Source organism: Janthinobacterium sp. (assembly GCF_009923995.1).
Taxonomy (GTDB): domain Bacteria; phylum Pseudomonadota; class Gammaproteobacteria; order Burkholderiales; family Burkholderiaceae_D; genus Janthinobacterium.
In genome coordinates, this window is the sequence record NZ_RFSK01000035.1 from 1 (window position 1) to 25,248 (window position 25,248).

The following is a 25,248-nucleotide window of genomic DNA, read 5'->3' on the forward strand; positions in this document are numbered from 1 at the left end:
GTGGCCACGCGCTACCTGCCGAACTACCTGGGATGGCGCTGGATACTCGACGCCGGGCGCATCCGCTCGCCCGAAACCTTATTGAAAGCAACGTTGGGAGCGTTCCCACACTTGATGGTGACATAGCCTAAAAAAAAGCGCCGCTCCATGGCCTGGAGCGGCGCCTTGCGCTACATCAAACGGGCAAACATCAGAACTTCATGTTGGCCGTCAGGGTGGCCGAACGGCCCGGTGCCACGCCGGCATAGTGCGGCGAGGAAACCTTGTCGAAGTACAGCTTGTTCGTCAGGTTCTGGATATTCAGCTGCAGGGTCACGTTGCGGCTGACCACGTAGCTGGCCATGGCGTCGAAGCGGGTATAGGCCGGGGCATATTTGTTGTTGGCCACGTTGGCATAGACCTTGTCGACGTAGTTCACGCCGCCGCCCACCGTGATGGCAGGCGTCACCAGGTAGGACGTCCACAGCGAGGCGCTGTTCTTCGGCGTCGTCGGGAACTGGTTGCCGTTGTACGGCGACGGCGCGTACTGCGTCACGCCATTGATGACGCCATTCGTCACGTAGCCATTGTTTTCCACGATGGCGTTCAGGTGCGTGTAGCCGCCGAAGACCGACCATTCCTTGGTGATATTGCCGCTCAAGCCCAGCTCGATGCCCTTGACTTGCTTGTCGCCCACGTTTTGCGTGCTGCCGTCCGGTGCCGTCACGCGCGCATTGCTCATGTCGCTCTGGAAATAGGCGCCGCTCAGGGACAGGCGGCCACCCGGCAGCACTTCCCATTTCGTGCCCAGTTCGAAGCTCTTGCTTTCTTGCGGCTTCAGGTTCTGGATGGCGACCGTCAGGCCGTCGATGCCGTCGCCGCCGTCATTGCCCGGTGGCGTGGACGAAGTGCCGTAGGACACATACACGCTGCTGTTGGTCGATGGCTTGTACACCAGGCCCGCCTGGTAGCTGGCGAACGTGGCGTGCACATTGGCGCTGGTGGCGGCGGTGGTCTTGCCGTCGAGCGTGTATTGCGGCGTGTTCAGCGAACTCTTGTAGTCATCCCAGCGGATGCCCACGTTCAGCAGCCATTGCGGCGTGAACTCGATCGTATCGAAACCGTACACGGAGCGCGTGTTGGTGACGATGTTCGTGCGTGCCGGCGACACCGAGCGCGTGTAGACCCATGGGTCGTTGGCGTTCGGGTTGAGCAAGGGCGCGCAGTTATACAGGGTGGCCGCGCCATAGGTCGGGCAATTGGTGCCGACTTTTTCCAACGGGTTGTTGGTGCCAGGACTAAACAGATAAGAGCTGCGGTCCGTTTCTTCGCGGCCGATTTCCAGGCCCACGGTATAGGTGTTCTTCACGCCGCCGGCCAGGAATTCGCCGCCCAGGCTGGTCGCATTGGCCAGCGCCTGCGTATCGGTCGTGCGGGTGTTGGCGCGGCGCCAGACGGTGCCGTACAGCATGGTGTTGCCCTTGGAATCGTCGGGCTGGGTCCACACGTAGTCGTTGCTGGTCTTGCCGTAGCGGGTCACGTTGCGCAAAATCAATTTATTGCCGAAATCGTGGCGCACGTCGATGGTGCCGATGTCGCTCTGCGTGTCGCGGAAATCGCGGTTCACCAGGCCATAGAAAGTGTCGCGCGGCACGTTGACGGGGGTGCCGTTGCCGTTTTTCGAGACATTCGCGCCCGAGGAGAACGGGTTATTGAACGGCAAGCCCGTGTCCGGCAACTCGCTCGACTGCATGTGGTAGTAGCTCAGGGTCGCCTGCGTGGCCGACTTCAGGCCGAAGGTGATGGACGGCGCGATGCCCCAGCGGTCGCCATTGATGTAGTCGCGGCCCGCCACGTGGGCGTCGTGCGCCATCACGTTCAGGCGCACGGCCACGTCGTCGCTGATGACGCGGTTGACGTCGGCCGTGGCGCGGCGGTACTTGGCGCTGCCCAGGCCCACGGTGGCGTTGGTGAAGTCTTCCGCCTTCGGCGTCTTGCTGATCAGGTTGACGCCGCCGCCCGCGGACGAGCGTCCGCCGTAGGCCGAGTTCGGGCCCTTGACGACTTCGATTTGTTCCAGCGCAAAGATTTCGCGCGATTGCGAGCCCGTGTCGCGGATGCCGTCGATATACGTATCCGTTTGCGCGTTGTAGCCGCGGATGAACAGGTTGTCGCCCACGGGGTTGCCGCCTTCGCCGGCGCCGATGGTGATGCCCGGCACGGTGCGCAGCGCATCCGTCAGCGAGACGGCGCCCGTTTGCGAAATGATCTCGGCAGGAATCACCGTCACGGATTTCGGCGTATCGAGCAGGGGCGCCGTCAGCTTGTCGTTGGCCGACTTGACGGGCGCCTGGATCAGGCGCTCAGCCGTGCCCACGACCTTAACTTCCTGCAACTGCTGCGGCTTGTCCGTCGTTTGCGCGTGCAGCGCCAGCGGCATGGCCAGGGTGGCGAACGCGGCCAGGGCCGTGCCGTGCATGCGCGGCGTGGAAGGGGTCTGGTGCTTGCGGCTGCGGATGGTGGCGCCCGCTTTGTCTTTCGATGTCATCGCTATCTTTCAATATATCGGATGGAATAAATTGGCTGGCTACTGCCCCCCGGCAGTTGGCTGGCTCGTTGATTGCTTGGTACTACAAACTTGGGGACTGCAAAACTAGAACCGCCACAGCGCCGTCATGCGCAGCGCCCGGGACGAACCGGGCGCGATGTTGTCGTTGCTGTGGGCGGAAGCGTAATATTTCTTGTTGAATAAGTTTTCCACGTTCAGCTGCAGCTGGAAACGCGGCTGCGGCTTGAAATAGACGGCGCCGTCGACGCGGGCAAAGCCGGGCAGCGCCACCGTATTCGACACGGAGGCGTACACGGCGCTGCGGGCGATCACGCCCAGCGCCGCGCCCCAGGCGCCTGAAAAATCGTAGCGATTCCACAGGGACAGGCTGTGCCTGGGCACGTGCGCCACCGTGGCCCCTGCCAGGGCCGTGGCCGATTGTGTGGCCGTCAGCACGGCGCGCTGCCAGGCATAGCCGCCGGCGATGCGCCAGCCAGGCAAGACCTTGCCATTGACGTCCAGTTCCAGCCCTTCGCTGCGCTGGCCGTCGACCAGCATGGCCCGCGTGCTGTCGCTCGGGTCGGTGACGGCGACATTGCTGCGCGTCAAACGGTACAGGGCCGCGCTGGCCGTCAAGTCCGGCGTCACTTCCCACCTGGCGCCCGCCTCCACGCTGCGGAAACGCTCCGGCTCGAAGACGGCGTTGCTGGGCGTCAAGGACGCCAGCTGTTCGCCCGCGCGCGGCAGGAAGGACTGGCTCAGGCTGGCATACAGCGACAGGGCGGGCAGCGGCTGGTAAATCAGGCCCGCGCGCGGCGACCATGGCGCATCCGTGCGGGACAGGCGCTCGCCATTGCGCCGGTTGACGAAATCGACGGCAAAGCGCTCGTAGCGCACGCCGGCGACGGCTTGCCATTGGGGCGAGAAGCGCACCTGGTCCTGCAGATACACGGCGGCCGTGTCGGCCACGCCATGGTTGTCGGCATCCGTGGCGCTGGGGCGGAAAGTCACGGGCAAGTCCGTCACGGGGTGGGACGTGGGCAGGCTGATGTGCGTGACGCTGTCGCCCAGGGTGGTGAAATACCCCGTGTTGCGCAGATTGTCCGTCGTCTGCCGGCCCAGTTCCGCGCCCGCCGTCAGCCGGTGCTGCACGGTCCCGGCCGCCACCGTCCACTCGACGTCCGTCTGGTTGAACAGGTTGCGCCGCCGTGTCGCGCTGTTGTACGCCAGCACCGTCACGGACTGGCCGTCCGCGCTGACGGGACCGGGAAAGGCGTTCTGGTACAGCTTGTCGTAATCGGCCAGGCGCGTGCGGTTGCGCACGCTCGCGCCGCTGCCCAGTGCATGCTCGACGGTCATGCCCAGCGCATCGATGTAGGCCCAGGACGGGCTGGTGCCGGCGATGCCGAAGAACGTGGACGGGTCCGTGTCGATGGGCCGCCCCCGGTACGATGGCACGCCCCGGTCCGTCACCCGGTCGTCGCGGAAATGTTCATAGCTGGCCACCACCGTCGTGCGCGGCGACAGGCGCCAGGCCGCGACGGGATTGATGGCGCTGCGGCGCACGTTGACGCCCTGGCGGAACGAATCGCTGTTTTCCGCCATGGCATTGACGCGCAGGGCCACGTCGCTGCCGACAAGGTGCTGCACGTCGAGGGCGGCGCGCCGGTTGCGCCAGGCGCCCAGGCTCGCCGTTGCTTCGCCGGCATCCGTCCACTGCGGCTGCTTGCTGCTGCGGTTGATGACGCCACCGCCGCCGCCGTGGCCGAAGACCAGGGCGTTCGGCCCCTTGATGGCCTCGACCGCTTCGATATTGTAGAAATCGCGGTAATACTGCACGTCGTCGCGCATGCCGTCCAGGTAGAAATCCGACGTGGAACTGTTGCCGCGCATCACGGCCGTATCGCGGTTGCCCTCGCCCGCCGCCGTGCCCACGCCCGGCATGTAGCGCAGGACGTCGGCCATGCTGCGCATGTCCTGGTCGCGCAGCAACTCGCCCGTGACCACGCTGACGGCTTGCGGCGTGTCGCGCAGGGGCGTGTCATGGCGGCTGGCGGCCGTCGAGCTGGCGCGGCGGTAGCCCGCGTCGCCCTCGCCCGTCACCGTGACGGGCGCCAGCACCTGCAGGCCGGCCCCTGCCCCGTCCAGGTCGGCGCGCACGGGCGGCGGCGCCAGGCGGACGATGTAACTGCCGTCGGCCAGGGCCACGGCCACCAGGCCCGTGCCTGCCAGCAATTGCTGCAAGCCCTGGCCGATGGCCACCGTGGCGTTCAGCCCGGCGCTGCGCTTGCCCTGCGTCAAGCCACCTTCGGCCGACAGCAGGATGCCCGCCTGCCCCGCGAACTGGCGCAGGGCCTGGCCCAGGGGCGCGGCGGCGATGCGGAAGCTGCGCGGCGCATCCGAGGCCGCCGCTGCCATCGCATACATGGCGGGCACGGCCAGCAACGCCGCGGCCAGGGACAGCGGCAGCAGACGGCGGGCAAACGGCAGGGATGACGGGGACAGGGGCACGGCGTTCCTATGTGGTGTTGAGCAGGCTACTTCTACCTTGCCAAACAACTTTTCAAAAAGGGAACCACTTTTTGAGAAATATTCTTATTTACAGTTTTCAGCGCGCTTCGACCGTCACCCACCAGTCGTGCAGGCGGCGGACCTTCACGGGCAAGGTCGCTTCCAGCGCCGCCAGGATGCGGTCCGTGTCGGCCAGCGGATAGCTGCCCACGAGGCGCAAATGGGCCACTTCGGGCGCGCAGCCCAGGTGGCCGCGCCGGTAGCGCGACAGTTGCGCGAGGAAATCGTCGAGGCGCATCTGCTCGGGCTGCAGGCGGTACTCGATCCACGCGGCCCCGTTCGGATCGGCGGCGAACGGCTCGCCGATACTGCCATCGCCGAAGCGGATCTGCTGGCCGGCAGGCACGATGCGCGGCGTGCCGCCATCGCGGGGCGCCACCTCGACGCGGCCCTCGTAGACGGCCAGCAAGGTCGTCTCACCCTGCGGCCGCACGCTGAAACGCGTGCCCAGCGCGCGCAGGCGGCCGTGCACGGTGTCGACGACCAGCGGGCGCGCCGGCTGCCGGCCGTCGGGTGCTGTGGCAAGGTGGATTTCGCCCGCATACAGCTTGATGAGGCGCAAGCCGGCGCCATAGTCGATGTCGAGGGAAGTTGCCGTGTTCAGCCACAGCTGCGAGCCGTCGGCCAGCGCCAGCTCGCGGATCGTGCCGACGGGGGTGTGTTCCGCCGCTTGCAGGCCGGCGACCCAGCTGCGCGCATCGCGCCGCCAGAACATGGCGCCGCCCAGTCCGCTCGTCAGGCACAGCAGCAGCAAGCCCTTGACGGCGCTGCGGCGCGGACCTGCCTCGTCGAGCGCCTGGCGCGCCGGCTCGCCCGGCAAGTGGCGGAATTCGGCGCTGACGGCTTCCACCCTGCGCCAGGCGGCCCGGTGGGCGGGAGACGCCGCATGCCAGCGCTCCCACGCTTGCCGGTCGGCGGGCGCCACGTCATCCCCGCGCAGCACGGCGAACCATTCGGCCGCCTCCTGCAGGATGGCGTAGTCGGCCGGTGCCTGGCGCAGCGCGGAGGCGGGCTCAGGCGGCATCATCCATGCACAGCATGCATTGCAGCATGGCTTGCGCCATGTATTTTTTCACCATGCGTTCCGATACGTCCAGCTGGCCGGCGATCTGCGCATACGTCAGCCCGTCGAGCTGGGCCAGCAGGAAGGCCTGGCGGGCGCGCGGCGACAGGGTATCGAGCATGGCATCGATGCGGTACAGGGTTTCGACCAGCAGCGCCCGCTCCTCGGGCGACGGCGCCGTCAGCTCGGGCCGGCTGGCCAGCGCGGCGAGGAAGGTGCGCTCCAGGGTCAGGCGGCGCCAGTGGTTGACCAGCAAGCCGTTGGCGACCGTGCTCAGGTAGGCGCGCGGTTCGCGCAGGCCGTCCGCCGACTGCGTGGCCAGCATGCGCACGAAGGTGTCCTGCGCCAGGTCCGCCGCGCCGTCGCGGCAGCCCAGCTTGCGCCACAGCCAGTTATACAGCCAGCCATGGTGGCTGGTGTACAGGTCGCTGAAGCTATCGAGGGAGGGAGAAATGGTGGACACGGGCAAACGGACAAAAGGGCTGCCGGACTTGCCTGCCAAGTGGGTCAGCCGGTATCAGGAATTCATGCTCAGGAATGCTTGATCATTTCATGATCACGAATGAGAATGATTTTTATTTTCACACAATTTCACTGCGATGTAAATTATCAATGTCATCATTTTCAAATTCCGTGGCGATTTTGCGCCGCCAAGGCATCCCGCCATTATTTGCGAATGATTCTCGTTTGCGATACTATAGCAGCCTTCACCACCCCTGCCATGCCATCCGACGCCCTGCATGGCTGCGCTATCGAAAGCCGATTCATGACCACCTCCCCTACCCTGCATCCGCCCCAGCTGCGCGCCAGCGCCGACGCCGCGCCCGAAGCGCGCCAGCAGCGCCAAGCTGCCGCCGCATCGCCGCGCCGGCACTGGAGCTGGAAGCAGGTGTGGTTCCAGTTGCACTGGTTTATCGGCATCACGGCCGGCACGGTGCTGGTGGTCATCGGCCTGAGCGGCGCCACCCTGGCCTTCAAGGATGAGCTGCTGGACCTGATGAACCCCGGCGTGCGCCACGTGCCCGTGGAAACGCGCGCGCCGCTGACGCCGGGCCAGCTAAGCAGCATCGCCGCGGCCGAACACGGCCAGCGCGTGGCTTCCATCACCATGTATGCGGAAGCGGGCGCGGCGCCCCGTTTATTCTTTGCGCCGAAGAATGGCCAGCGGCGCGGCGAATCCATTTATGTGCACCCGTACACGGGCGCGACCCAGCCGGCGCTGACGGGCGCGGAATTTTTCGAATGGACGGAATCCCTGCACCGCTGGCTGCTGCTGCCACGCGATCCGGGCCGGCAGGTGGCGGGCGCGCTGGCCCTGTGCCTGCTGGGCCTGGCATTGTCCGGCCTGTACCTGCGCTGGCCCCGCCGTCCGCTGGACTGGCGCACGTGGCTGACCTTCGATCCGGCCCTGAAAGGCCGCTCCTTCCTGTGGAATCTGCACGCCGTGGCCGGCACCTGGTGCCTGGTGGTGTACGTGGCGCTGACCCTGACGGGCATCTACTGGAGCTATGACGTGGTGCGCGACAATATCGACGCGTGGGCCGGCAAGCCGCCCCGCGTGGCGCAGGCGCCGGGCAAGAAAGGTCCGCCGAAAGAGAACAAGGAAGCGTCCGCCGTCGACATCGGCCCGGCCTGGACCAGCTTCCAGCAGCACGCCCCGGGCTGGACCCTGGCCAGCGTGCGCCTGCCCACGCGCCCGGACGAAGCCGTGCAATTCACGTGGCTGGCCGCCGACGCGCCGCACGAGCGGGCGCGCAGCCGCATGGACATCCTGCCGGCCGACGGCAAGGTGACGGATAACGCGCCGTACAGCCAGCAGGGACTGGGGGCGCGCCTCGTCAACATCATTTATCCGCTGCACATGGGCACCTATTTCGGCTTGCCAGGACGCATCATCGTCACCCTCGCCAGCCTGGGCCTGCCCCTGTTCGCCATCACGGGCTGGATGCTGTACCTGGGCCGCCGCAAGGCGAAGCGGGCCGTGCAGGCGCAGCGCGCCATGCTGGCCGGCACGCCCGGCAACGCGGGCACGGGCTTGCCCACCCTCGTCGCCTACGCCAGCCAGTCGGGCCAGGCCGAACGCCTGGCCCTGGAAAGCGCGCGCGCCCTGCAGCAGGCGGGCGTGGCCGTGGACGTGCAATCGCTGGACCAGTTCGATCCCGCCCAATTGCGCCGGTACGAACGGGCCCTGATCGTTGCCAGCACCTTTGGCGAAGGCGAGGCGCCGGACGGCACGCGCCGCTTCGCGCGCCTGCTGCAAGCCACCCCGGGCACGCCGCTGGCGGGCCTGGAAGTGGGCGTACTGGCCCTGGGCGACCGCCATTACAGCGCCTTCTGCGGCTTTGGCCATGCGCTGGAGCAACAACTGCACGCGCTGGGCGCCACGCCGCTGTTCCCGCTGATCGAGGTGGACAAGCACGATCCCGCCGCCCTGGCCGCCTGGTCGCAGGCACTGGCCCGCTGCAGCGGCAGCGCCATCGACGCCATCGGCGTGCAGGAAGAAGCATCGTATGACACGTGGCATCTGACGGGCCGCGTGCTGCTCAATCCGGGCAGCCTGGGCGGCGAACTGCACGAAATCACCCTGGCCGGCCCGGCCGGGGCGACCTGGGAAGCGGGCGCGCTGGCCGAAATCATTCCCTGCAATGCGGATGGCAGCGATGGCGACGGGGATACCGCCCACCATGCGCCGCGCAGCTATTCCATCGCTTCGCTGCCGGCCGATGGCGCGCTGCAATTGCTGGTGCGCCAGGAAACCCATGCGGGCGAGAACAATCAGGGCCATGGCCTCGCTTCCGGCTGGCTCACGCGTTTCGCCCCGCCTGGCGCGGCCATCCGCTTGCGCCTGCAAGCCAATCCCGCCTTCGCCCCTGCCCTGGCGGACGTGCCCTGCATTTACATCGGCAACGGTTCCGGCCTGGCCGGCCTGCGCGCGCACCTGCGCGCACGCCAGCGGGCGGGACTGGCCCGCAACTGGCTGCTGTTCGGCGAACGCCAGCAAGCTGTTGACAGCATCTGCGACGCGGAGTTGCAGGGCTGGCTGGACAATGGCCACCTGGCGCGCCTGGACCGCGTCTTCTCGCGCGACGGCGCCGGGGACGCGCGCGAATACGTGCAGGACCGCTTGCGCGCCAGCGCCGGCGCATTGCGCGCCTGGCTGGAACAGGGCGCCATCGTCTGCGTGTGCGGCAGCCTGCACGGCATGGCGGCCGGTGTCGATGCTGTGCTGCAGGAAGTGCTGGGCCAGGACGGCGTCGACGCCCTGCTGGCCGCCGGCCGCTACCGCCGCGACGTGTATTGAGCCACATCAAAGCACCTTGCCTGCCGCCGCCCTGTGTGCGGCGGCGAACGGTGAAATAGCGCCACGGGACTAGAGTGGGCACATGGCGGCAAGCCTGCCGCCCCACCCACCAGCTGCGAGGTCCCCCATGAAAAACCCCTGGATGAGCATGTACCTGAGCGCCGCCAACCGCATCGCCAACACGGCGCGCGGCCAGGCCACGGCGGCCGTCAAACGCGAGGCGGCGAAGAATACGCGGCAGCTGACGCAAGTGTGGTTCGACTCCTTCCTGCCGGCGGCGGGCCAGCCGCGCAAGCGCCGCAAAGCCAGGTAAGCGGGCGACGGGCAGGCAAACTGGTGCAGTGCATCACAGCAACTAGTTGAAGTTTCAATCAAATGAACTAAACTGCAAGCATGGTAGTAAAGATATGAGCACGCGATTGAAGTGACCGGCAGGCGCCGCACCCCCGCGCCGCCACCGGCTCATCAGGAGACGACCATGTTGACGCTCAAAGTGCTGGTCTGCCTTGCCCTCTCGGCGCTGCTGCTGATACCGCTGGTGTTGCGGGATGCCATGCAGACGTCGGCCGGGCAACAGTTGCAGGTGCCGAACGTGGATGCGCAAGGCATGTGGGCCCGCTGGCCCAAGCAATAGGCCTGCGCGCGGCTGAAAAACGCCGCCGGCTGCGTTGCCGCGCCGCGCCGCACAGGCGTATTGCCGTCGGCACGGCGCCTCGCCGGCAGTGTCGTTTGGCGGCGCCCGCCTATTGCCCGCCAAGGGTACGCATCGTTGAAACCGCTTTGTTGCGGGTGGGATAGTGTTCCCTGGCTCCCCCCTGCTCCAGCTTGCTTCTTCCCTCCCGTTCTTCACCATACTTTTGATCCAGATCATGGATTTACCGCGTTCCTGCGCCCACACTGGAACAGCCCGGCTCGCATCGGGACGGGTTCAACGGGGAGGTTCGGCATGCATGATTCGCATTGGAAAGAAGAGATGGCACTGGGCGTGCCCGCCATCGACGAGGCGCATGAGGCGCTGTTTCTGGAACTGGGGCGGCTGTCGCAGCTGGGCGACCAGCATTTCAGCGCGGCGTTCCGCGACCTGATCGCGGCCGTCGAACGCGATTTTCGGGAAGAGGAAGACTTGATGGAGGAAATCGGCTTTCCTTCGCTGGCGAACCACCGCGAACAGCATGCGCGGGTGCTCAGCGGCCTGCACCATGCCTGGGCCGCCGTCGACGAAGGCGACCTGGCACAGGGGCGCCACGCGCTGTCGCTGTTGCCGCAATGGCTGATCTTTCACCAGGCCACCATGGACCTGGCCCTGGCCGCGGCGCTGGAACTGGCGCAGCGCCAGCCCCACTGAGCGCCGCCCGCGCCCGTCCTACAGCAGCAGCACGGTGGCCTGCTCGGGCAGCACGACGCGGTAGTGGCCCGGGTATTTATCTTCGCCATCGAAGATCTTGCAGAACACGGGCTGGTTGATGTCGTTGACGGCCGGCTCGTTCATGGGCAGGGTGGCAATCAGCTGCTCGCCATCCATCAGGCGCAGCGCGCTGCCCGTCTCGGCCGCGCAAAAGGCCAGTGCCTGCACCTCGCTGGCGAACGGCCGCTTGTACCACGGCGTGATGGCCCGCACGGCGCGGCGGGCGTCGTGCAGGACCTGGCCGATGCGCGTGACATTCCACGCGTCGCGCGCAACCGAGGGCTGGATGACGATGTTCGCCGTCAACTCTCCCTTGCCCTTGTTGACGAGGAAAGTACCGTCCTGGGCCGCGATATCGTCATTCAGGGGCACGACGAACACGCCCCCTTCCGACACCTTGATGGGAATCGGCGGGCCATTGCCCTGCAGGGCCACGCGCACGTCGTCGATGGTGGCGCTGAGCTTGGCCGGAATCAGGCGCAAGGCCATGACCACGTTGCCGCTCGACACTTGCCAGACCTTCCTGGCCGTCAGGTAGCTGTCGCGGTAAGCCGTGAAACGTATGCGGGGCGGCTTGGCGTCGCCATTGGCCGTGATCGTCACCGTTTGCGGCGGCAACGCTTCCGCCGCGGAGGCGGGCTCGCCGGCCGGCGCGGCGGCAGGCGGCGCGGCCTCGCTGGCGGCCGAGGCCGCAGCACTGGCGCTGGCCGGCGGCGCGGGAACAGCCGGCGGCGGCGCGTGCTCCTGGGCCTGGCCCAGCGAGACGACACACCACCACCCTGCACAGGCTATCCATGTACGCATGCAATTCTTTCAAATAGGAAAATATTTTGTCAGCGTCTGCATTATCGCAGAAGCCCCGCCAACGCGCCGTCCACGGCCGGCATGCACTCTTCTGGTGCGCACGCTTGCTTAATTGGCAAATACCCCCTATATTGATAATGATTCTTATTCACGAAATGTGACAGGAATCGCACGCACGTCCCTCCCGCGCCCCGCGCGCCGGAACCGCTATCCGAGCCAGACCCCGGGCCAGCCTCCCGCCATCCCCCAGCTACTGCGCCATGCGCCAGACGCGATAGGAACCCTCACGACTAAAAATATGCCAGGAAAATGATGCAATCGACTACCGTCTTCTCTTCTTCGCGCCAGCCCGCCTTGCGCCCCCTCCCCCGCCTGCTGCCGGCCGCCCTGCTGGCCCTTGCCGCCGGCGCGTCCCTGCCGGCCCGGGCTGCCGATGCCGCGCCGGCCGACATGACCATGCCCGCCGTCACCGTACTGGGCCAGTCGACGGCCAGCACGGAAGGCACAGGCTCCTACACGGCGGGCGAGGCGCGCAGCGCCACGCGCATGGACCTGTCCCTGCGCGAAACGCCGCAATCGGTCAGCGTCATCACGCGCCAGCTGCTCGACGACCTGGGCGCCGTGCGCCTGGACCAGGCGCTGGCGCAAACGACGGGCATCCAGGTGGGCCAGAATGACACGGAGCGCACGACGTTTTATGCGCGCGGCTTCGGCATCAACAATCTCCAGATCGACGGCATGCCGCGGGGCGGCAATGCGCCACTGCAAGACACGATCCTGTACGACCGCATCGAAGTGATCCGTGGCGCCACGGGCCTGATGGGCGGCAAGGGCGACCCGTCGGCCACCATCAACATGGTGCGCAAGCGGCCGACGAAGACCTTCCAGGCCAGCGCCGGCCTCATCGTCAGCCGCTGGAACGACCAGCGCCTGGAAGCGGACGTCTCCGGCGCCCTGAACGGGGATGGCAGCGTGCGCGCCCGCGCCGCCCTGGCCTGGCAAAAACGCGATTCCTACCTGGACATGTACCACGAACGCAAGACGGTGGGCATGGCCATCCTCGAGGCGGACTTGCGTCCCGGCACCCTGCTGACGGCCGGCGTCGACTTCCAGGACAACCAGCCGACGGGCGCCACCTGGGGCGCCGTGCCCTACTGGAATGCGGACGGCAGCCTGGCGAACTTGCCGCGCAACACCAGTTTCACGACGCCGTGGAGTACCTGGGCCAACAAGCAGCATACCGTGTTCACGTCGCTGTATCAGCGCCTGCCCGGCAACTGGAATCTACACCTGGGCTATGCGCGCACGGAAAGCACGAACCGCACCACCGTCGCCTACGCGGGCGCGGGCCATCCCGACCCCGCCACGGGCGCAGGCATGCGCCTGTGGACGGGCGCCTGGGGCCCGGGCAAGAGCAGCAGCGACAATTTCGACGTGTACGCCAGCGGGCCGTTCACCTTGCTGGGACGCAAGCACACGGCCATCGTCGGCTGGAACGGCGGCAACCAGCGCGCCCGTTCGCTGGGCGGCGAGGCGGAAATCGCCTATCCCGACTTCATCCCAGACTACCGCAGCTGGACGGGCAACATTCCCCGTCCCGTCTTCCACGCGGACGGCTCCCGCACGGAAACGGTCACGCGCCTGGCGGGCGCCTACGTGGCCACGCGGCTGAGCCTGGCCGATCCGCTGCACCTGATCATCGGCGCGCGCAGCAGCACCTACCGCACGGATACGCGCAGCTACGATACGCGGGGCGCGTACACGGGCAGCGCCGACTTTGCGGAAACGCGCAATGAAGTCACGCCCTACGTGGGCGCCGTGTTCGACCTCAACCGGCAATATTCTGCGTATGCCAGCTTTACCCAGCTGTTCAACCCGCAGACGAGCAAGGACCGCAACGACAAGTTCTTGCCGCCGGAAACGGGCGACAACGCGGAGCTGGGCATCAAGGGCGAATTCTATGAGGGCAAGCTGAACGCGTCGGCCGCCCTGTTCCACACGCAGAAAAAGAACCTGGCGGAACTGGACCGCACGGTGCCGCCCGGCTTCCTGCTGCCCGACGGCAGCCAGGCCATGGTGGCCAACGGGGCCGGCGTCACGGCCAGGGGCATCGAGTTCGACGTGTCCGGCCAGCTCACGCCCGCGTGGGAAGCGAGCGGCGGCTACACCTACCTGCATGCGGCCGAGGCGGACGGGCGCCGCGCCGCCACCACGCAGCCGCGCCACCTGTTCCGCCTGGCCACCAGCTACCGCTTCGACGGCCAGCTGAACGGCTTGCGGGCCGGCGCCAGCATGACGGCGCAAAGCGCCACCTACAGCGAAGCGTGGTATGGCCGCCCGCCGTCCGGGGACGTCGCCAACATCCCGCAGGCGGGCTATGCGCTGCTCAATGCCATGGCCAGCTATGCGCTCAACAAGCATGCCAGCGTGCAATTGAACGTGGACAACCTGCTGGACAAGAAATACTACCGCAACGTGGGCTTCTTCGACGGCGTGTTCTGGGGCGAACCGCGCAACGTCAGCCTGTCCCTGCGCGGCACCTACTGATCACGCTGCAGGGTCGCTGCGCCAGTGCGCGGGCGCCGGCAGGTGGAAGCCTTCCAGCAGGGGTCCGCCCACGGGCGCCAGCACGGCGGCGGCCAGCTGCGCGAACGCGCGCTGCCCGGCCGGCAAGTCGCTGGCCACCAGGCGCAGCGCGCCATCGAGCTGGACGGCGACGGCCCCATCGAACGCCTGCAGGCGGCGGAACAGGTGCTTGCCGCCGCCGCTCCATGCGCCGGCCGCGCGCAGGCGCAGGTCGGCCAGCGCCTCATACAGCTGGCAGGCCACGGCCAGCGCCTCGCCCGGGTGCCGGCTGTCGACCAGGTCTTCCAGCAGGGTCGTGATGGCGTAGCGGCGCCGCAGCAGGGTCTCCCCGTCGAGCACGGGCGGCCCTGCCGCATCGATGGCCTGCGCCAGCGCCAGCAGCTGCGCATGGCGCGGGCCGGACGCGACGATGTTTTCCCCTTCCAGCACCATGCGCGCCAGCGGCACCGTGCCGCCCGGCGCATCCATTTCCTTGCAGAAATACGTGAACGTGGCCAGATCGTGCGCGAACAGTTCCACCGTGCGCCCCTCGGCCACGATGGTGGAACGCCAGGCGCAGTCGACGTGCTCGAACAGGAGCAGCAGGTCGATGTCGGAAGTGGGCGTGGGCCGGCCCGTGGCGAACGAGCCGCCGATGATGGCCGCCACGGCCGTGGGATACTGCCGCTGCACCAGCCGCGCGGCGATGGCGCGGATGGTGTCGTAGGTGGGGATGGTCGTCAAAGCCGGTTCTCCGTGCCGAAAAAACACTATCCTACCCGCAATAGGCAGGTGGCTGCCATGCGTCCGCCATCCTGCTACACTGGCGCTATCTCATTCAGCACGGCGTTCGCCCAGGCGGCCTGACCAAGGAACAGACATGGAATACAGATGCATGGTGGTGCCCTCGCCCGTGGGCGAGCTGACCCTGGTGGCGCGCGGCGCGGCCCTGGCCGCCATCTTGTGGGAAAACGACAAGCCCAACCGCGTGCGCCTGGGCCAGATGCGCGTCGATGAAGGCTGTGCCGTGCTGCAGGAAACGGCGCGCCAGCTGGCGGCGTATTTTGCCGGCACGCTGCAATGCTTCGACGTGCCGCTCGATTTCGCCGGCACACCCTTCCAGCAGGACGTCTGGCGCGCGCTGCTGACGATACCGTATGGCCAGACGCGCAGCTATGGCGAGATCGCGCGCCAGATCGGCCGCCCTTCCGCCGTGCGCGCCGTGGGCGCCGCCAACGGCAAGAATCCCATTTCCATCATCGCACCCTGCCACCGGGTCATCGGCGCCACGGGCGAGCTGACGGGCTTTGCGGGCGGCTTACACGCCAAGGAAACTTTACTGGCGCTGGAAGGCATTTCCCTGTCCAGCGACCGCGAAGCCCTGAAGACGGGCCACGCCCGGCGCCGCGCCGTGCACGTCGATACGGCGCAGGGCTGCCTGTTTTAGCAGGCAGGCTCGCTCCCCTTGTGGGATACTCGCGCCTTCCGTTCACGCCTGCCCATCCTATGCCCTACCTGTCCATCCTGTTCTTTGCCATCCTGTATTTGCTGGCCATCTTCTTTTTCCATATTCCCGCCCTGGTCGCCCTCGTGTATGGCGTGCTGAGCATCAGCTGCTTCGTGGCCTATGCCATCGACAAATCGGCCGCCAAAGGGGGCCGCTGGCGCACGTCGGAACGCACCCTGCTGCTGCTGGGATTGCTGTGCGGCTGGCCGGGCGCCGTGCTGGCCCAGCAATGGCTGCGCCACAAGTCGAGCAAGCGCTCGTTCCGCACCCTGTTCTGGATCACGGTCGCCCTCAATATCGGCGCCTTCGTGTACTTCAGCATGCATTACGCGGCGCCGGACATCGGCACGGACGTGGCGCCCATCGAACTGTAGGGCGCAAGAAGCGCCCGGCCGCTCACTCGCCCAGCAGGCGCAGCGACTCCAGCCAGTCCGCCTTCCACTCGCGCAGCAGCGGCTGCGTGGCGAAGGCCTTCTTCAGGTGCGCCATCGGCACGCGGTGCACGTCGTGCAGGCCGAACGCCAGCGTCACCGGATGCCACAGGTGGCTGTTCTTGCCGCCGCGCGAATTCTTGCGCACGCGGGCGCCATCGTCGCCAAAGATGCCCACGCCGCTGGCCAGCCCCTTGTCCAGGTCGACCTTGCCCACGCCGGCGAAGGCAAGCAGGATCTGTTCGCGGCCCAGGCCTTTCAGGGCGCTGGGCAGGACGACGGGCGCCGCCTTTTCCGCCGCCTCATCCGGCTGCGGCTGCTGCAATTCCTTGAGCAAACGCAACAGGTCGCGTTCCTGGAAGTGCAGGCCGTCCAGCGGCACGCGCAAGCCCGGCGCCTTCAGTTCGATGGCGAGGTTGCCCGAATCGCGCGTAAAACGCAGCCAGACGTCGCCCGCGCCCGAGGCCAGGTGCTGCTTGTCGCCAATAAACACGACGGGCGCCGCATAGCGCGTCACGCCATCCTGGAACAGCTCGGCCCATTCCTCGCTGTAGTCGAGCCACACGTACGGCGCGCCGCCCTGCTCCAGCAGGCGCGCCAGGGTCCACGGCGAACCTGTCTGTTCGGCCAGCCAGGCACAGGCTTCAAGGGTGGTAGCGCGGTAAGGCAAAGGGAGGGAAGTCATGGCGGTTCCGTGGATCAAAGTGGAGCGCAGTGTAGCAGACGCCGCCATTGCCCAGCCTGGCAAGCGCGGCGGGCGCGCCTTTTTTGCGCGATGTGCTAGGCTGGAAGCGTCAGCCCGCGCCATGGCCATCCTGGCCGCATGGCGCACAACCGCGAGGGGATCACCATGCAATCGAGCACCAATGCCGCCACCGCACCCGCACCGCCGCCGGAGCGCGATTCGCCCACGCCGGCCAGCGAAAGCCACGCCGAGGAAATCCTCGATGAAGCGCTGAAGGAAAGCTTTCCGGCCAGCGACCCGATCGCCATCGCCACGCCCAAACCTGCCCCCAAGACGCCCGCCTGAGAGCGCCAGCCCGCCTGCCACCCTCGCGGTGGCATTTTTTATGGCGATGTCACCATCAAGTCATGGCGGTGACAGTGTGCGGATTGGCAGACGGGGCAATGCAAGCGTTGCCGGGCCACGCTTTCGAGCAGTGCCACGGCGGCATCCGGCGATACGGCCCCATGCCGCAAGGCGATACCGGCCAGGCGCTGGCGCCGGCTCAGATTGGCAAACTGGGCGATAAAACGTTTCCATTCGGCTGCTTGCATGCGGTGCTCCCGGCTGGCTGGTCCACTCAGTTAGACCTCAGCCATACCGTGAGCTCCCCTATTTGACGGGGACAAAGCCTTTTTTATCTTCCCCTGAATCCGAACGGCGCGCCCGCGCGTAGATGGCTATGCCATCGCCCAAGGAAGTGACCACGCGGAAAGGGAGTGCCATGATGCAGCATTACAGCAAGAAGACGGACCCCATGGATCAGCGCCTGTACCTGGCCCGGCGCATCGACCAGGCCGACGCGCGCCTGCGGCGCCTGAATGGAGCGCTGGCCGATGCGCCGGCGCGCGAACGCTGCGCGCAATGGATCACGGCCTGGGCCGTGGCGGCCGGTGCCGACGCGCCGCGCGGCATGAAGCTGCGCATCCGGGACAATTTCATCTTGCTTTGACCTTCATCAAAAGCAAAAGCCCCGCCCCATGCAGGCGCACGGGGCGGGGCCAGTCACGCCGGCGGGCGCTCAGTCTAGTCGCGCGTATCGCGGTACTGTTCGGGCGTCGTGTCGCCGTCGGCGATTTCGTACCACATCGCATTGAGCACGGCGAAGGTCGCCGCCAGCGGCAGACCCAGTATCCAGGCGAAATACCACATAATGATTTCCTTTCTTAAACTTAGTAAGCGTGACCGCTGTCGTCGGCAATGGCCTTGCCGTCAACCTTGCCCCACAGCACTTTGTACACCCAGGTGGTGTACGCCACGATGAGGGGGATGAAGACGGCCGTGACGACCAGCATGATGAACAGGGTCAGGTGGCTGGACGAGGAATCCCATACCGTCAGGCTGGCGCGCGGGTCGATCGACGAAGGCAGGATGAACGGGAACATGGCCGCGCCCACGCTGAGGATGATGCCGGCGATGCTGGCCGCGCTGGCCAGCAGGGCAGGCACTTCGCGGCGCGCGCGCAGGAAGGCGAAGGCCAGCAAGGGGCCCAGCAAGCCCAGCGCGGGGGCGATCCACGTCCACGGATGGGCGGCGAAGTTGAGGAACCAGGCGCCCGCGTGCACTTCCGCCGTTTTCAGCAGCGGATTCGACGGGCCATCGACGAGCACCGTGCTGGTGAAGCGGTAGCCATCGACCCACAGCCACAGGGCCACGCCGGCCAGCGCGTACAGCACGACGGTGGCCAGCGCCGCCACGCTGCCGTAGTTGCGCGAACGGTCCGCCACGGCGCCGTCCGTTTTCACTTGCAGCCAGGTGGCGCCATGCATCACCAGCATGGCCACCGAGACGAGGCCGCACAGCAGCGCGAACGGGTTGAGCAGCGCGAAGAAGCTGCCGTCATAGAAGATGTGCATGTCCGGCGAGAAACGGAACGGCACGCCTTGCAGCACGTTGCCGATGGCCACGCCGCAGATCAGGGCCGGCACGAAACCGCCCACGAACAGGGCCGCGTCCCAGCGGGCGCGCCAGCGGGGATCTTCGCGCTTGCTGCGGAACTTGAAGGCCACGGGACGGATGATCAGCGCCACGAGGATGACGAACATGGCCAGGTAGAAGCCCGAGAACGAGACGGCGTACAGCTGCGGCCAGGCGGCAAAGATGGCACCGCCGCCGAGGATCAGCCACACCTGGTTGCCTTCCCATACGGGACCGATGCTGTTGATGATGACCCTGCGCTCGAGGTCCGTCTTGCCGGCGAAGGGCAGCAGGATGCCCGTGCCCAGGTCGAAGCCGTCCGTGATGGCAAAGCCGATCAGCAGCACGCCGATCAGCAGCCACCAGATCAGGCGCAGTGTTTCGTAAGAAATCATTTCATGCAAAATCATGGTCTGCCCTCCTTAGGCGTGTTGGGTACGAATGGCCGGGGCCGCTGGCGCGGGCGCCGGCGCCGTCTCTTCCGGCCCCTTGCGGATGGCCTTGAGCAGCAGCTTCATTTCGATAATCAACAGCACGGTATAGATGGCGGCAAAGCCGGCGATCGTGAGCAGCAGGGTCGTCGCGCCCAGGTTGGACACGGCCACGGCCGTCGGCAGCACGCCTTCGATGACCCACGGCTGGCGGCCCACTTCGGCCACGATCCAGCCCGCCTCGATGGCCACCCACGGCAGCGGAATGGCGAACACGGCCAGCTTCAGCAGCCAGCGGTGCTTGTCCAGGGTGCGGCGCGTCGACAGCACGAAGAAGGTCCCCATCAGCAAGATGAAGAACATGCCCAGGCCCACCATCACGCGGAAGGACCAGAACAGGGGCGCCACGGGCGGCACGGTGTCGAGCGCGGCCTTGCGGATCTGCTCCGGCGTGGCCTGGCGCGGATCGTCCACGTAGCGTTTCAGCAACAGGGCATAGCCCATGGACTGGCCTTTCGACTCGAACATGTCCTTCGCCTCCTGCGGCACGGGACTGCCTGGCGCCACGCCGCGGATGGTCTGCAGCGCGTCATACGCCTTGATGCCGTCGCGTATCAGCAGTTCGCCGCGCTCGACGAGCTGTTCGATGCCGGGGATTTCCGTCGTCAGCGAACGCGTGCCGATCAAGCCCATGACCATGGGGATGTGCACGGCGTAGTGCGTCTCACGGGCCTTTTCGTCAGGGAAGCCGAAGGCCGTGAAGGCGGCTGGCGCCGGCTCCGTGGTCCACATGGCTTCGATGGCGGCCAGCTTCATCTTCTGATGTTCCGACGACAGGTAGCCGCTTTCATCGCCGAGCACCACCACCGACAGCGAGGCGGCCAGGCCGAACGAGGCGGCCACCGTCATCGAGCGCTTGGCCAGCTGCACGTGGCGGCCTTTCAGCAGGTACCAGGCGGAAATCCCCAGCACGAACACCGCCGCCGCCGTATAGCCGGCCGATACCGTGTGCACGAATTTTGCCTGTGCCACGGGATTGGTCAGCACGGCGCCGAAATCGCTCACTTCCATGCGCATGGTCTGCGGGTTGAAGGCCGCGCCGACGGGATTTTGCATCCAGCCGTTGGCGATCAGGATCCACAGGGCCGAGAAGTTCGAGCCGATGGCCACCAGCCAGGTGGTCACCAGGTGGCCCCGCTTCGACAGCTTGTCCCAGCCGAAGAAGAACAGGCCGACGAAGGTCGCCTCCAGGAAGAAGGCCATCAAGCCTTCGATGGCCAGCGGCGCGCCGAAAATGTCGCCCACATAATGGCTGTAGTAGCTCCAGTTCATGCCGAACTGGAATTCCATGACGATGCCCGTCGCCACGCCCATGGCGAAGTTGATGCCGAACAAGACACCCCAGAACTTGGTCATGTCGCGCCAGATGGGTCGGTTCGTCATCACGTAGACCGTCTCCATGATGGCGAGGATCACTGACAGGCCCAGCGTCAGCGGAACGAATATAAAGTGGTACAGAGCTGTCAGCGCAAACTGCAGTCTGGATAAGGCGACAATATCGAAGTCCATATGATTTCCCTTGGTGTTTCCCTGCTGTAATTGTAAACTTGGTATCTATCTGATGCTGTTCGATTGGCGCCGCTGTTGTAAAGCGGTCAGGCAGCGCCCCCTGTGTCTCCCCTGTTCTTCCTTGTTCTTCGTCAATCGCCGCGCAGGGCGGCCAGCGCCGCCTCGTAGGCCGGCGTGCCGCGCCGTGCGTCGCCGACGATGCGTCCGCCGCGCAGGCTCACCAGCCGGTCCGCCAGCGCCGCTTCGCGCCGCAGGTGGGTTGCGATCAGCAAGCTGCGCCTTTCGCTGCGCGCGCGCAGGCGCTGCAAGACATCGATCGCCGTCTGCGCATTGAGCGCCTCGGTGGCCTCGTCCAGCAGCCATACATCTGATTCATGCAGGAACAAACGCGCCAGCGCCAGGCGCCGCGCCTGCCCGCCCGACAGGCCCAGGCCGCCTTCGCCCAGCATGGTGTCGAGGCCGCCCGCGAAGGCCCGCACCTCGTCCTCGAGGCCGGCCGCGTGCAGCGCCTGCCACAGGCGCGCGTCGCTGGCGGACGGGTCGGCCAGGCGCAGGTTGTCGCGCACGCTGTCCTGGAATAATTCGGTACGCTGGGTAAACAGGCAGGCGCGCCCCGCACGGACCGTGCCCGCCAGCGGCGCCAGCTCGCGCGCGGCAAGGGCCAGCAAGGTGGACTTGCCCGCGCCGCTGGGGCCGATCAAGGCCACGCGCTCGCCGGCGCCGATATGCAGGGAAATGTCGTGCAGGATGGCCGCCCGGCTGCCCGCGTGCGCTGCACTGACGTGCTCCAGATGCAAGCCAGGCGCCGCATCGACGGGCGGCGCCGCAAGGTCTTGCCGGTCCAGGCGCGGCGCCAGGCGGCGCATGGCCAGCAGCATGCGTCCCGCTTCCAGCGCGCCGCGGCGCAGTCCCGCAAACGGTTCCACGGCCGTCAGGGCGATCAGCAGGGCCAGGGCCGCCAGCGGCACGTCCAGCGCTTGCTGCTGCACCAGCGCGGCCACGGCCAGCAGCACGCCGGCCAAGGTCACGCTGCCGGCCACGCCATACGCGGCGCCGGCGGACGTTTCCAGGCGCTGCAGGGCAACATCGGCGTGCGCCAGGGACCGGTCGATCTGCGCCAGCGCGGCGCACTGGGCATCGATGCGGCCGGCCATCACCAGGTCCGTCTGGCCCGCCACCAGGTCGATGGTGTTGGAGCGCAATTTTTCGATGGCGCGGCTACGCACGATGGCCGGGCGGCGCGCGCGGCGGGCCGCCAGCCAGCCGATGCCGCCGCCGGCGGCCAGCAGCCATGCGGCCACGCCGACACCCAGCTGCCACCGCATGAGGCCCAGCGCCACGCCCGCCAGCAGGGCCGCGCACAGGGCCGTGAAAGCGGGCACCAGCAGGCGCAGATACAGCGATTCGAGGGCGTCGATGTCGGCCGTCAGGCGGAACAGCAGCTTGGCGGGCTGGCGCAGCAGGCGGCTGGCCGCCTCGGGACGCGACCAGCCACGGAACAGCTGCACGCGGATATGCGCCAGCGCGGCAAACGTGGCATCGTGCGTGACGAGGCGCTCCGCGTAACGGGAACCCGTGCGGCCGATGGCCAGCAGGCGGATGCCGGCCGATGGTCCGAATACGTCGAAGACGATGGCCGTCGAGGCGTGCAGGCCGGCAACCGAGGTGGCCGTGATGAACCAGCCGGACAGGCCGAGCAAGGCCATGCCGGCCAGCGCCGTCAGGGCCGCCAGCATGGCGCCCGCGATCAGCTTGCCGGGCTGGGCCAGCAGCAACTGGCGCAGGACGGGATTTAACAGGAGCGAGTTTTTCATGCGCGCGCCTCCTGTGACTGCGCCCGGGCATCGACCAGCACGCTGCGCTGCAGGCGCCCGGCCAGCACGGGGTCGTGCGTGGCGACGAGCATGGTCTTGCCTTGCGCCAGGGCCAGCAGGGCGTCCGTCACGCGGGCCGCCGTTTCGCTGTCCAGGTGGGCCGTCGGTTCATCGACGAGCAGCACGTCCGCATGCGGATGCAGGGCCACGCGGGCCAGGGCCAGGCGCACGGCTTCGCCGCCCGACAAGCCCTGCCCCCCGTCGCTGAGCATGACGGCCGGCTGTGCCTGCGCCACCTGCGCCAGGTCGGCCAGGTGCAGCGCCTGCGTCACTTGCGCGGCGCTGGCGCCCGCGCGGCCCAGGGTCACGTTCTGGCTGACGGAAGCGGCAAACACGTGGGGCCGCTGGCCCATCCACGCCATGCGCTGGCGCAAGGTATTCACGCTGGCGTCGTTCAGGCGCACGCCGCCGATGCGGATCTCGCCGCCGCCGGCAGGCAGCAGGCCGGCCAGCAAGGATAACAAGGTGGTCTTGCCCGCGCCGCTGGCGCCCAGCAGGGCCACGTGTTCGCCGGGGCGCACGTGCAGGTCGAAGCCGTCGAACACGGGCGCCTCGCCGGGATGGGCAAACGATAATTGACGAATGTCAATGCCGGGCGCCGCTGCCACGGCCATGGCGGCGGCGGAGACGGCGGCGACAGCCACCTGGGCGCCGGGCAGCGGCACGCCGTCACCGGCCAGGTCGTGCAGGCCGGCCAGGCCCGCTTCGCCGGCCGCCTTGTCGTGCCAGACGGCGGCCAGTTCGCGCAGCGGCTCGAAGAAGGCGGGCGCCAGCAGCAGGATGAACAGGCCTTGCCCCAGGCTCAGCTCCCTGCCCCAGGTGCCGAAATGAATGCTGCCCAGGAGGGAAAAGCCGATGTAGGCGGCCACCATGGCGACACCGAGGGCGGAAAACAGTTCCAGCACGGCGGACGATAAAAAGGCGATGCGCAAGACCACCATCGTGCGCCGGCGCACGGATTGCGACGAGGCAGCGAGCCGCTCGGCCGTGGCGTCCACGGCGCCCAGCGCGCGCAGGGTGGCCAGGCCGCGCAGGCGGTCCAGCAGAAAGGCGTTCATGCTGCCCATTTCCACCATCTGCGCGCGGCTGGCCGCCTGCGCCCCCATGCCCACGAGGGCCATGAAGACGGGAATCAGCGGCGCGGCGATGAGCAGGATCAGGGCGGCGATCCACGACAGGGGCGCCACCACGGCGAGGATGACGAGCGGCACGAGCATCACCTTCCAGCGCGCCGGCCGGTAGCGCACCAGGTAGGGCACGATGGCCTCGGCCTGCTCGGCCATGACGCTGGCCGCCTGGCCCGACTGGGCGCGCTGGCGGTCCAGCGGCGAACGGCGGGCCAGCGCCTGCGCCACGTGGGCGCGCAGGGTCGACAGGTGGGCGCGCGCCGCGCCGTACATGCGCCGCGCGCCCCACGCCTCGGCCGCGGCCCTGAGCATGCCCAGCAGCAACACGCCGGCCGCCGGCGCCAGCGCGGCGCGCCAGCCCGCGCCATCGAGCATGGCTTGCACCGCCCCGGCCAGCAAGGCCGCCTGGGGCAGCCACAGCAAGGCGGCGCCCCCTTGCACCAGGCTGGCAATACGGGGAAGGACAAAGCGGGGCAAGGACAATGGCGCAGTCGGCATATTTTATACTTCTTGAGTTTTCAGAATTTTCTGTAAATTCGATTTTTTGTATAATACTGCGAAACATGACATATATCAATTGACCCGGCCAGTATGCCGTGAAAAAATCCAAACACTTATGAAAACTCAAAATATCCAGATGACGCCGCTGATCCTGACCTTCGTCAGCCATCTCGGCGAGATGGGCAGCCGCTGGGGCTTCAACCGCACCGTGGGCCAAGTGTACGCGCTGCTGTTTGTCGCCGAGCATCCCCTGCACGCGGATGAAATTGCGGAACACCTGAGTTTTTCGCGCTCGAACGTGAGCATCGGCCTGAAGGAATTGCAGGGCTGGGGCCTGATCCGCCAGTCGCGCATTCCCGGCGACCGGCGCGAGTATTTTTCCTCGCTGGGCGATGTATGGCAAATCTTCCGCGTGGTGGCTGCCGAGCGGCGCCGCCGCGAAGTGGCGCCCACCCTGACGGTGTTGCGCGAATCGCTGCTGGCGCCGGCCACGGAACCCGTGGACCAGTACGCGCAGGAGCGCATGCGTGAAATGTATGAACTGGTCGACCTGGCCAATACCTGGTTCGACGACTTGCAGCGCCTGTCGCCCGAGTCGATGGCGCAGCTGATGAAAATGGGCGCCAAGGTGCAAAAACTGCTCAACGCCAAGGATCGCCTGTTCGGCGTCGGCAACAACAGCGACTGACCCCCTCCCCTGCGCTACAGACAGCCGCCGGCACGGCCCGGCGCGGATAGCCACGCCCCTCCCCGCCTCGCCGGATCAATCGGACATAGCCGTATGCGATGTTATCAACTTCACCAATAGCATTATTTAAATTGTATTAATTTTCATCAAGACTAAGCTTGCATATGCGTACTCGCTACGCGCAGCAAACTGGCAACGGGATGACCTCCCCGGCATGCAGGGATGCGTCCCGACGCAATGAAG

General features: G+C 67.1%; 22 protein-coding genes and 2 pseudogenes. 11 read left to right on the forward strand and 13 right to left on the reverse strand.

Annotated features, from left to right (window positions below):
- Positions 1-126: pseudogene (locus EBS11_RS17320) on the forward strand (IS1595 family transposase); the annotation flags it as partial.
- Between the two features lie 64 nt (positions 127-190).
- Here EBS11_RS17320 and EBS11_RS17325 read toward each other — a convergent pair.
- The 4 genes from EBS11_RS17325 to EBS11_RS17340 all read right to left on the reverse strand — a co-directional run bounded on the left by EBS11_RS17325 (position 191) and on the right by EBS11_RS17340 (position 6,624).
- A complete protein-coding gene (locus EBS11_RS17325; RefSeq protein ID WP_290604751.1) occupies positions 191-2,527 on the reverse strand; it encodes a TonB-dependent siderophore receptor in 2,337 nt (778 codons plus the stop codon).
- A gap of 105 nt (positions 2,528-2,632) precedes the next feature.
- On the reverse strand, positions 2,633-5,038 hold the full coding sequence (locus EBS11_RS17330) for a TonB-dependent siderophore receptor (RefSeq protein WP_290604752.1): 2,406 nt from the start codon (positions 5,036-5,038) through the stop codon (positions 2,633-2,635).
- A gap of 97 nt (positions 5,039-5,135) precedes the next feature.
- On the reverse strand, positions 5,136-6,125 hold the full coding sequence (locus tag EBS11_RS17335) for a FecR domain-containing protein (RefSeq protein WP_290604753.1): 990 nt from the start codon (positions 6,123-6,125) through the stop codon (positions 5,136-5,138).
- A complete protein-coding gene (locus EBS11_RS17340) occupies positions 6,112-6,624 on the reverse strand; it encodes a sigma-70 family RNA polymerase sigma factor (RefSeq protein ID WP_290604754.1) in 513 nt (170 codons plus the stop codon). The genes EBS11_RS17335 and EBS11_RS17340 overlap by 14 nt, the downstream gene beginning before the upstream one ends.
- A gap of 303 nt (positions 6,625-6,927) precedes the next feature.
- On the opposite strand from EBS11_RS17340, the gene EBS11_RS17345 reads away from it, so the two are divergent.
- From EBS11_RS17345 to EBS11_RS17360, 4 genes are all read left to right on the forward strand, one after another.
- Entirely contained in the window at positions 6,928-9,462 is a 2,535-nt protein-coding gene (locus EBS11_RS17345; RefSeq protein ID WP_290604755.1) for a sulfite reductase flavoprotein subunit alpha, read from the forward strand.
- A 127-nt stretch (positions 9,463-9,589) separates the two neighbouring features.
- Positions 9,590-9,775 carry a hypothetical protein gene (locus EBS11_RS17350; RefSeq protein WP_290604756.1) on the forward strand — a complete coding sequence of 62 codons (186 nt, stop codon included), beginning with the start codon at positions 9,590-9,592 and terminating at the stop codon, positions 9,773-9,775.
- Between the two features lie 165 nt (positions 9,776-9,940).
- Positions 9,941-10,096, forward strand: coding sequence for a hypothetical protein (locus tag EBS11_RS17355; protein ID WP_290604757.1), 156 nt, complete (start codon positions 9,941-9,943; stop codon positions 10,094-10,096).
- Positions 10,097-10,408: 312 nt separating this feature from the next.
- A complete protein-coding gene (locus EBS11_RS17360) occupies positions 10,409-10,807 on the forward strand; it encodes a hemerythrin family protein (RefSeq protein WP_290604758.1) in 399 nt (132 codons plus the stop codon).
- An 18-nt stretch (positions 10,808-10,825) separates the two neighbouring features.
- Here the strand turns inward: EBS11_RS17360 and EBS11_RS17365 are convergent, their stop codons facing one another.
- Entirely contained in the window at positions 10,826-11,671 is an 846-nt protein-coding gene (locus EBS11_RS17365) for a hypothetical protein (protein WP_290604759.1), read from the reverse strand.
- A gap of 309 nt (positions 11,672-11,980) precedes the next feature.
- Here EBS11_RS17365 and EBS11_RS17370 point away from each other — a divergent pair, with 309 nt between their 5' ends.
- Positions 11,981-14,218 (forward strand): TonB-dependent siderophore receptor, encoded by a 2,238-nt coding sequence (locus tag EBS11_RS17370; RefSeq protein WP_290604760.1) that lies wholly within the window; start codon positions 11,981-11,983, stop codon positions 14,216-14,218.
- On the opposite strand, the gene EBS11_RS17375 is transcribed toward EBS11_RS17370, so the two are convergent.
- Positions 14,219-14,980 carry a nucleotidyltransferase domain-containing protein gene (locus EBS11_RS17375; protein WP_290604761.1) on the reverse strand — a complete coding sequence of 254 codons (762 nt, stop codon included), beginning with the start codon at positions 14,978-14,980 and terminating at the stop codon, positions 14,219-14,221.
- A gap of 136 nt (positions 14,981-15,116) precedes the next feature.
- Here EBS11_RS17375 and EBS11_RS17380 point away from each other — a divergent pair, with 136 nt between their 5' ends.
- Together EBS11_RS17380 and EBS11_RS17385 are read left to right on the forward strand one after the other, a co-directional pair.
- The gene (locus tag EBS11_RS17380) at positions 15,117-15,683 is read left to right on the forward strand and encodes a methylated-DNA--[protein]-cysteine S-methyltransferase (protein ID WP_290604762.1); all 567 of its coding nucleotides are present in this window, start codon (positions 15,117-15,119) and stop codon (positions 15,681-15,683) included.
- A gap of 59 nt (positions 15,684-15,742) precedes the next feature.
- Positions 15,743-16,117, forward strand: coding sequence for a DUF1294 domain-containing protein (locus EBS11_RS17385; RefSeq protein WP_290604763.1), 375 nt, complete (start codon positions 15,743-15,745; stop codon positions 16,115-16,117).
- Between the two features lie 22 nt (positions 16,118-16,139).
- On the opposite strand, the gene EBS11_RS17390 is transcribed toward EBS11_RS17385, so the two are convergent.
- Positions 16,140-16,859 carry a hypothetical protein gene (locus EBS11_RS17390; protein ID WP_290604764.1) on the reverse strand — a complete coding sequence of 240 codons (720 nt, stop codon included), beginning with the start codon at positions 16,857-16,859 and terminating at the stop codon, positions 16,140-16,142.
- 165 nt (positions 16,860-17,024) lie between these two features.
- On the opposite strand from EBS11_RS17390, the gene EBS11_RS17395 reads away from it, so the two are divergent.
- Positions 17,025-17,204 (forward strand): hypothetical protein, encoded by a 180-nt coding sequence (locus EBS11_RS17395; RefSeq protein ID WP_290604765.1) that lies wholly within the window; start codon positions 17,025-17,027, stop codon positions 17,202-17,204.
- Between the two features lie 62 nt (positions 17,205-17,266).
- On the opposite strand, the pseudogene EBS11_RS17400 reads toward EBS11_RS17395, so the two are convergent.
- Positions 17,267-17,452 (reverse strand): annotated as a pseudogene (locus EBS11_RS17400) (IS1595 family transposase); the annotation flags it as partial.
- A 170-nt stretch (positions 17,453-17,622) separates the two neighbouring features.
- Here EBS11_RS17400 and EBS11_RS17405 point away from each other — a divergent pair.
- Positions 17,623-17,850 carry a hypothetical protein gene (locus tag EBS11_RS17405; RefSeq protein ID WP_290604766.1) on the forward strand — a complete coding sequence of 76 codons (228 nt, stop codon included), beginning with the start codon at positions 17,623-17,625 and terminating at the stop codon, positions 17,848-17,850.
- Positions 17,851-17,924: 74 nt separating this feature from the next.
- Here EBS11_RS17405 and cydX read toward each other — a convergent pair whose 3' ends face one another.
- The 5 genes from cydX to cydD form a co-directional block, all read right to left on the reverse strand.
- Positions 17,925-18,050, reverse strand: coding sequence for a cytochrome bd-I oxidase subunit CydX (cydX, locus tag EBS11_RS17410; RefSeq protein WP_290604767.1), 126 nt, complete (start codon positions 18,048-18,050; stop codon positions 17,925-17,927).
- Positions 18,051-18,070: 20 nt separating this feature from the next.
- Positions 18,071-19,225 (reverse strand): cytochrome d ubiquinol oxidase subunit II, encoded by a 1,155-nt coding sequence (gene cydB, locus EBS11_RS17415; RefSeq protein ID WP_290604768.1) that lies wholly within the window; start codon positions 19,223-19,225, stop codon positions 18,071-18,073.
- Between the two features lie 12 nt (positions 19,226-19,237).
- Positions 19,238-20,815 carry a cytochrome ubiquinol oxidase subunit I gene (locus EBS11_RS17420; protein ID WP_290604769.1) on the reverse strand — a complete coding sequence of 526 codons (1,578 nt, stop codon included), beginning with the start codon at positions 20,813-20,815 and terminating at the stop codon, positions 19,238-19,240.
- A gap of 131 nt (positions 20,816-20,946) precedes the next feature.
- Positions 20,947-22,629, reverse strand: a complete 1,683-nt coding sequence (locus EBS11_RS17425) for an ATP-binding cassette domain-containing protein (protein WP_290604770.1) — start codon at positions 22,627-22,629, stop codon at positions 20,947-20,949.
- Positions 22,626-24,314 (reverse strand): thiol reductant ABC exporter subunit CydD, encoded by a 1,689-nt coding sequence (gene cydD / locus EBS11_RS17430; protein ID WP_290604771.1) that lies wholly within the window; start codon positions 24,312-24,314, stop codon positions 22,626-22,628. The genes EBS11_RS17425 and cydD overlap by 4 nt, the downstream gene beginning before the upstream one ends.
- Before the next feature lie 118 nt (positions 24,315-24,432).
- On the opposite strand from cydD, the gene EBS11_RS17435 reads away from it, so the two are divergent.
- Positions 24,433-25,005 carry a GbsR/MarR family transcriptional regulator gene (locus EBS11_RS17435; protein ID WP_290604772.1) on the forward strand — a complete coding sequence of 191 codons (573 nt, stop codon included), beginning with the start codon at positions 24,433-24,435 and terminating at the stop codon, positions 25,003-25,005.
- Positions 25,006-25,248: the final 243 nt, after the last annotated feature.

Excerpts from the sequence above, each read along its gene's own strand:
- EBS11_RS17350 (WP_290604756.1), top strand. The coding sequence starts at position 9,590 with ATGAAAAACCCCTGGATGAGCATGTACCTGAGCGCCGCCAACCGCATC.
- EBS11_RS17405 (WP_290604766.1), top strand. The coding sequence starts at position 17,623 with ATGATGCAGCATTACAGCAAGAAGACGGACCCCATGGATCAGCGCCTG.
- EBS11_RS17325 (WP_290604751.1), bottom strand. The coding sequence starts at position 2,527 with ATGACATCGAAAGACAAAGCGGGCGCCACCATCCGCAGCCGCAAGCAC.
- EBS11_RS17385 (WP_290604763.1), top strand. The coding sequence starts at position 15,743 with ATGCCCTACCTGTCCATCCTGTTCTTTGCCATCCTGTATTTGCTGGCC.
- cydD (WP_290604771.1), bottom strand. The coding sequence starts at position 24,314 with ATGCCGACTGCGCCATTGTCCTTGCCCCGCTTTGTCCTTCCCCGTATT.
- cydB (WP_290604768.1), bottom strand. The coding sequence starts at position 19,225 with ATGATTTTGCATGAAATGATTTCTTACGAAACACTGCGCCTGATCTGG.
- EBS11_RS17365 (WP_290604759.1), bottom strand. The coding sequence starts at position 11,671 with ATGCGTACATGGATAGCCTGTGCAGGGTGGTGGTGTGTCGTCTCGCTG.
- EBS11_RS17345 (WP_290604755.1), top strand. The coding sequence starts at position 6,928 with ATGACCACCTCCCCTACCCTGCATCCGCCCCAGCTGCGCGCCAGCGCC.
- EBS11_RS17380 (WP_290604762.1), top strand. The coding sequence starts at position 15,117 with ATGGAATACAGATGCATGGTGGTGCCCTCGCCCGTGGGCGAGCTGACC.
- EBS11_RS17355 (WP_290604757.1), top strand. The coding sequence starts at position 9,941 with ATGTTGACGCTCAAAGTGCTGGTCTGCCTTGCCCTCTCGGCGCTGCTG.
- EBS11_RS17395 (WP_290604765.1), top strand. The coding sequence starts at position 17,025 with ATGCAATCGAGCACCAATGCCGCCACCGCACCCGCACCGCCGCCGGAG.
- EBS11_RS17420 (WP_290604769.1), bottom strand. The coding sequence starts at position 20,815 with ATGGACTTCGATATTGTCGCCTTATCCAGACTGCAGTTTGCGCTGACA.
- EBS11_RS17390 (WP_290604764.1), bottom strand. The coding sequence starts at position 16,859 with ATGACTTCCCTCCCTTTGCCTTACCGCGCTACCACCCTTGAAGCCTGT.
- EBS11_RS17435 (WP_290604772.1), top strand. The coding sequence starts at position 24,433 with ATGAAAACTCAAAATATCCAGATGACGCCGCTGATCCTGACCTTCGTC.
- EBS11_RS17360 (WP_290604758.1), top strand. The coding sequence starts at position 10,409 with ATGCATGATTCGCATTGGAAAGAAGAGATGGCACTGGGCGTGCCCGCC.
- EBS11_RS17425 (WP_290604770.1), bottom strand. The coding sequence starts at position 22,629 with ATGAAAAACTCGCTCCTGTTAAATCCCGTCCTGCGCCAGTTGCTGCTG.
- EBS11_RS17335 (WP_290604753.1), bottom strand. The coding sequence starts at position 6,125 with ATGATGCCGCCTGAGCCCGCCTCCGCGCTGCGCCAGGCACCGGCCGAC.
- EBS11_RS17370 (WP_290604760.1), top strand. The coding sequence starts at position 11,981 with ATGATGCAATCGACTACCGTCTTCTCTTCTTCGCGCCAGCCCGCCTTG.
- cydX (WP_290604767.1), bottom strand. The coding sequence starts at position 18,050 with ATGTGGTATTTCGCCTGGATACTGGGTCTGCCGCTGGCGGCGACCTTC.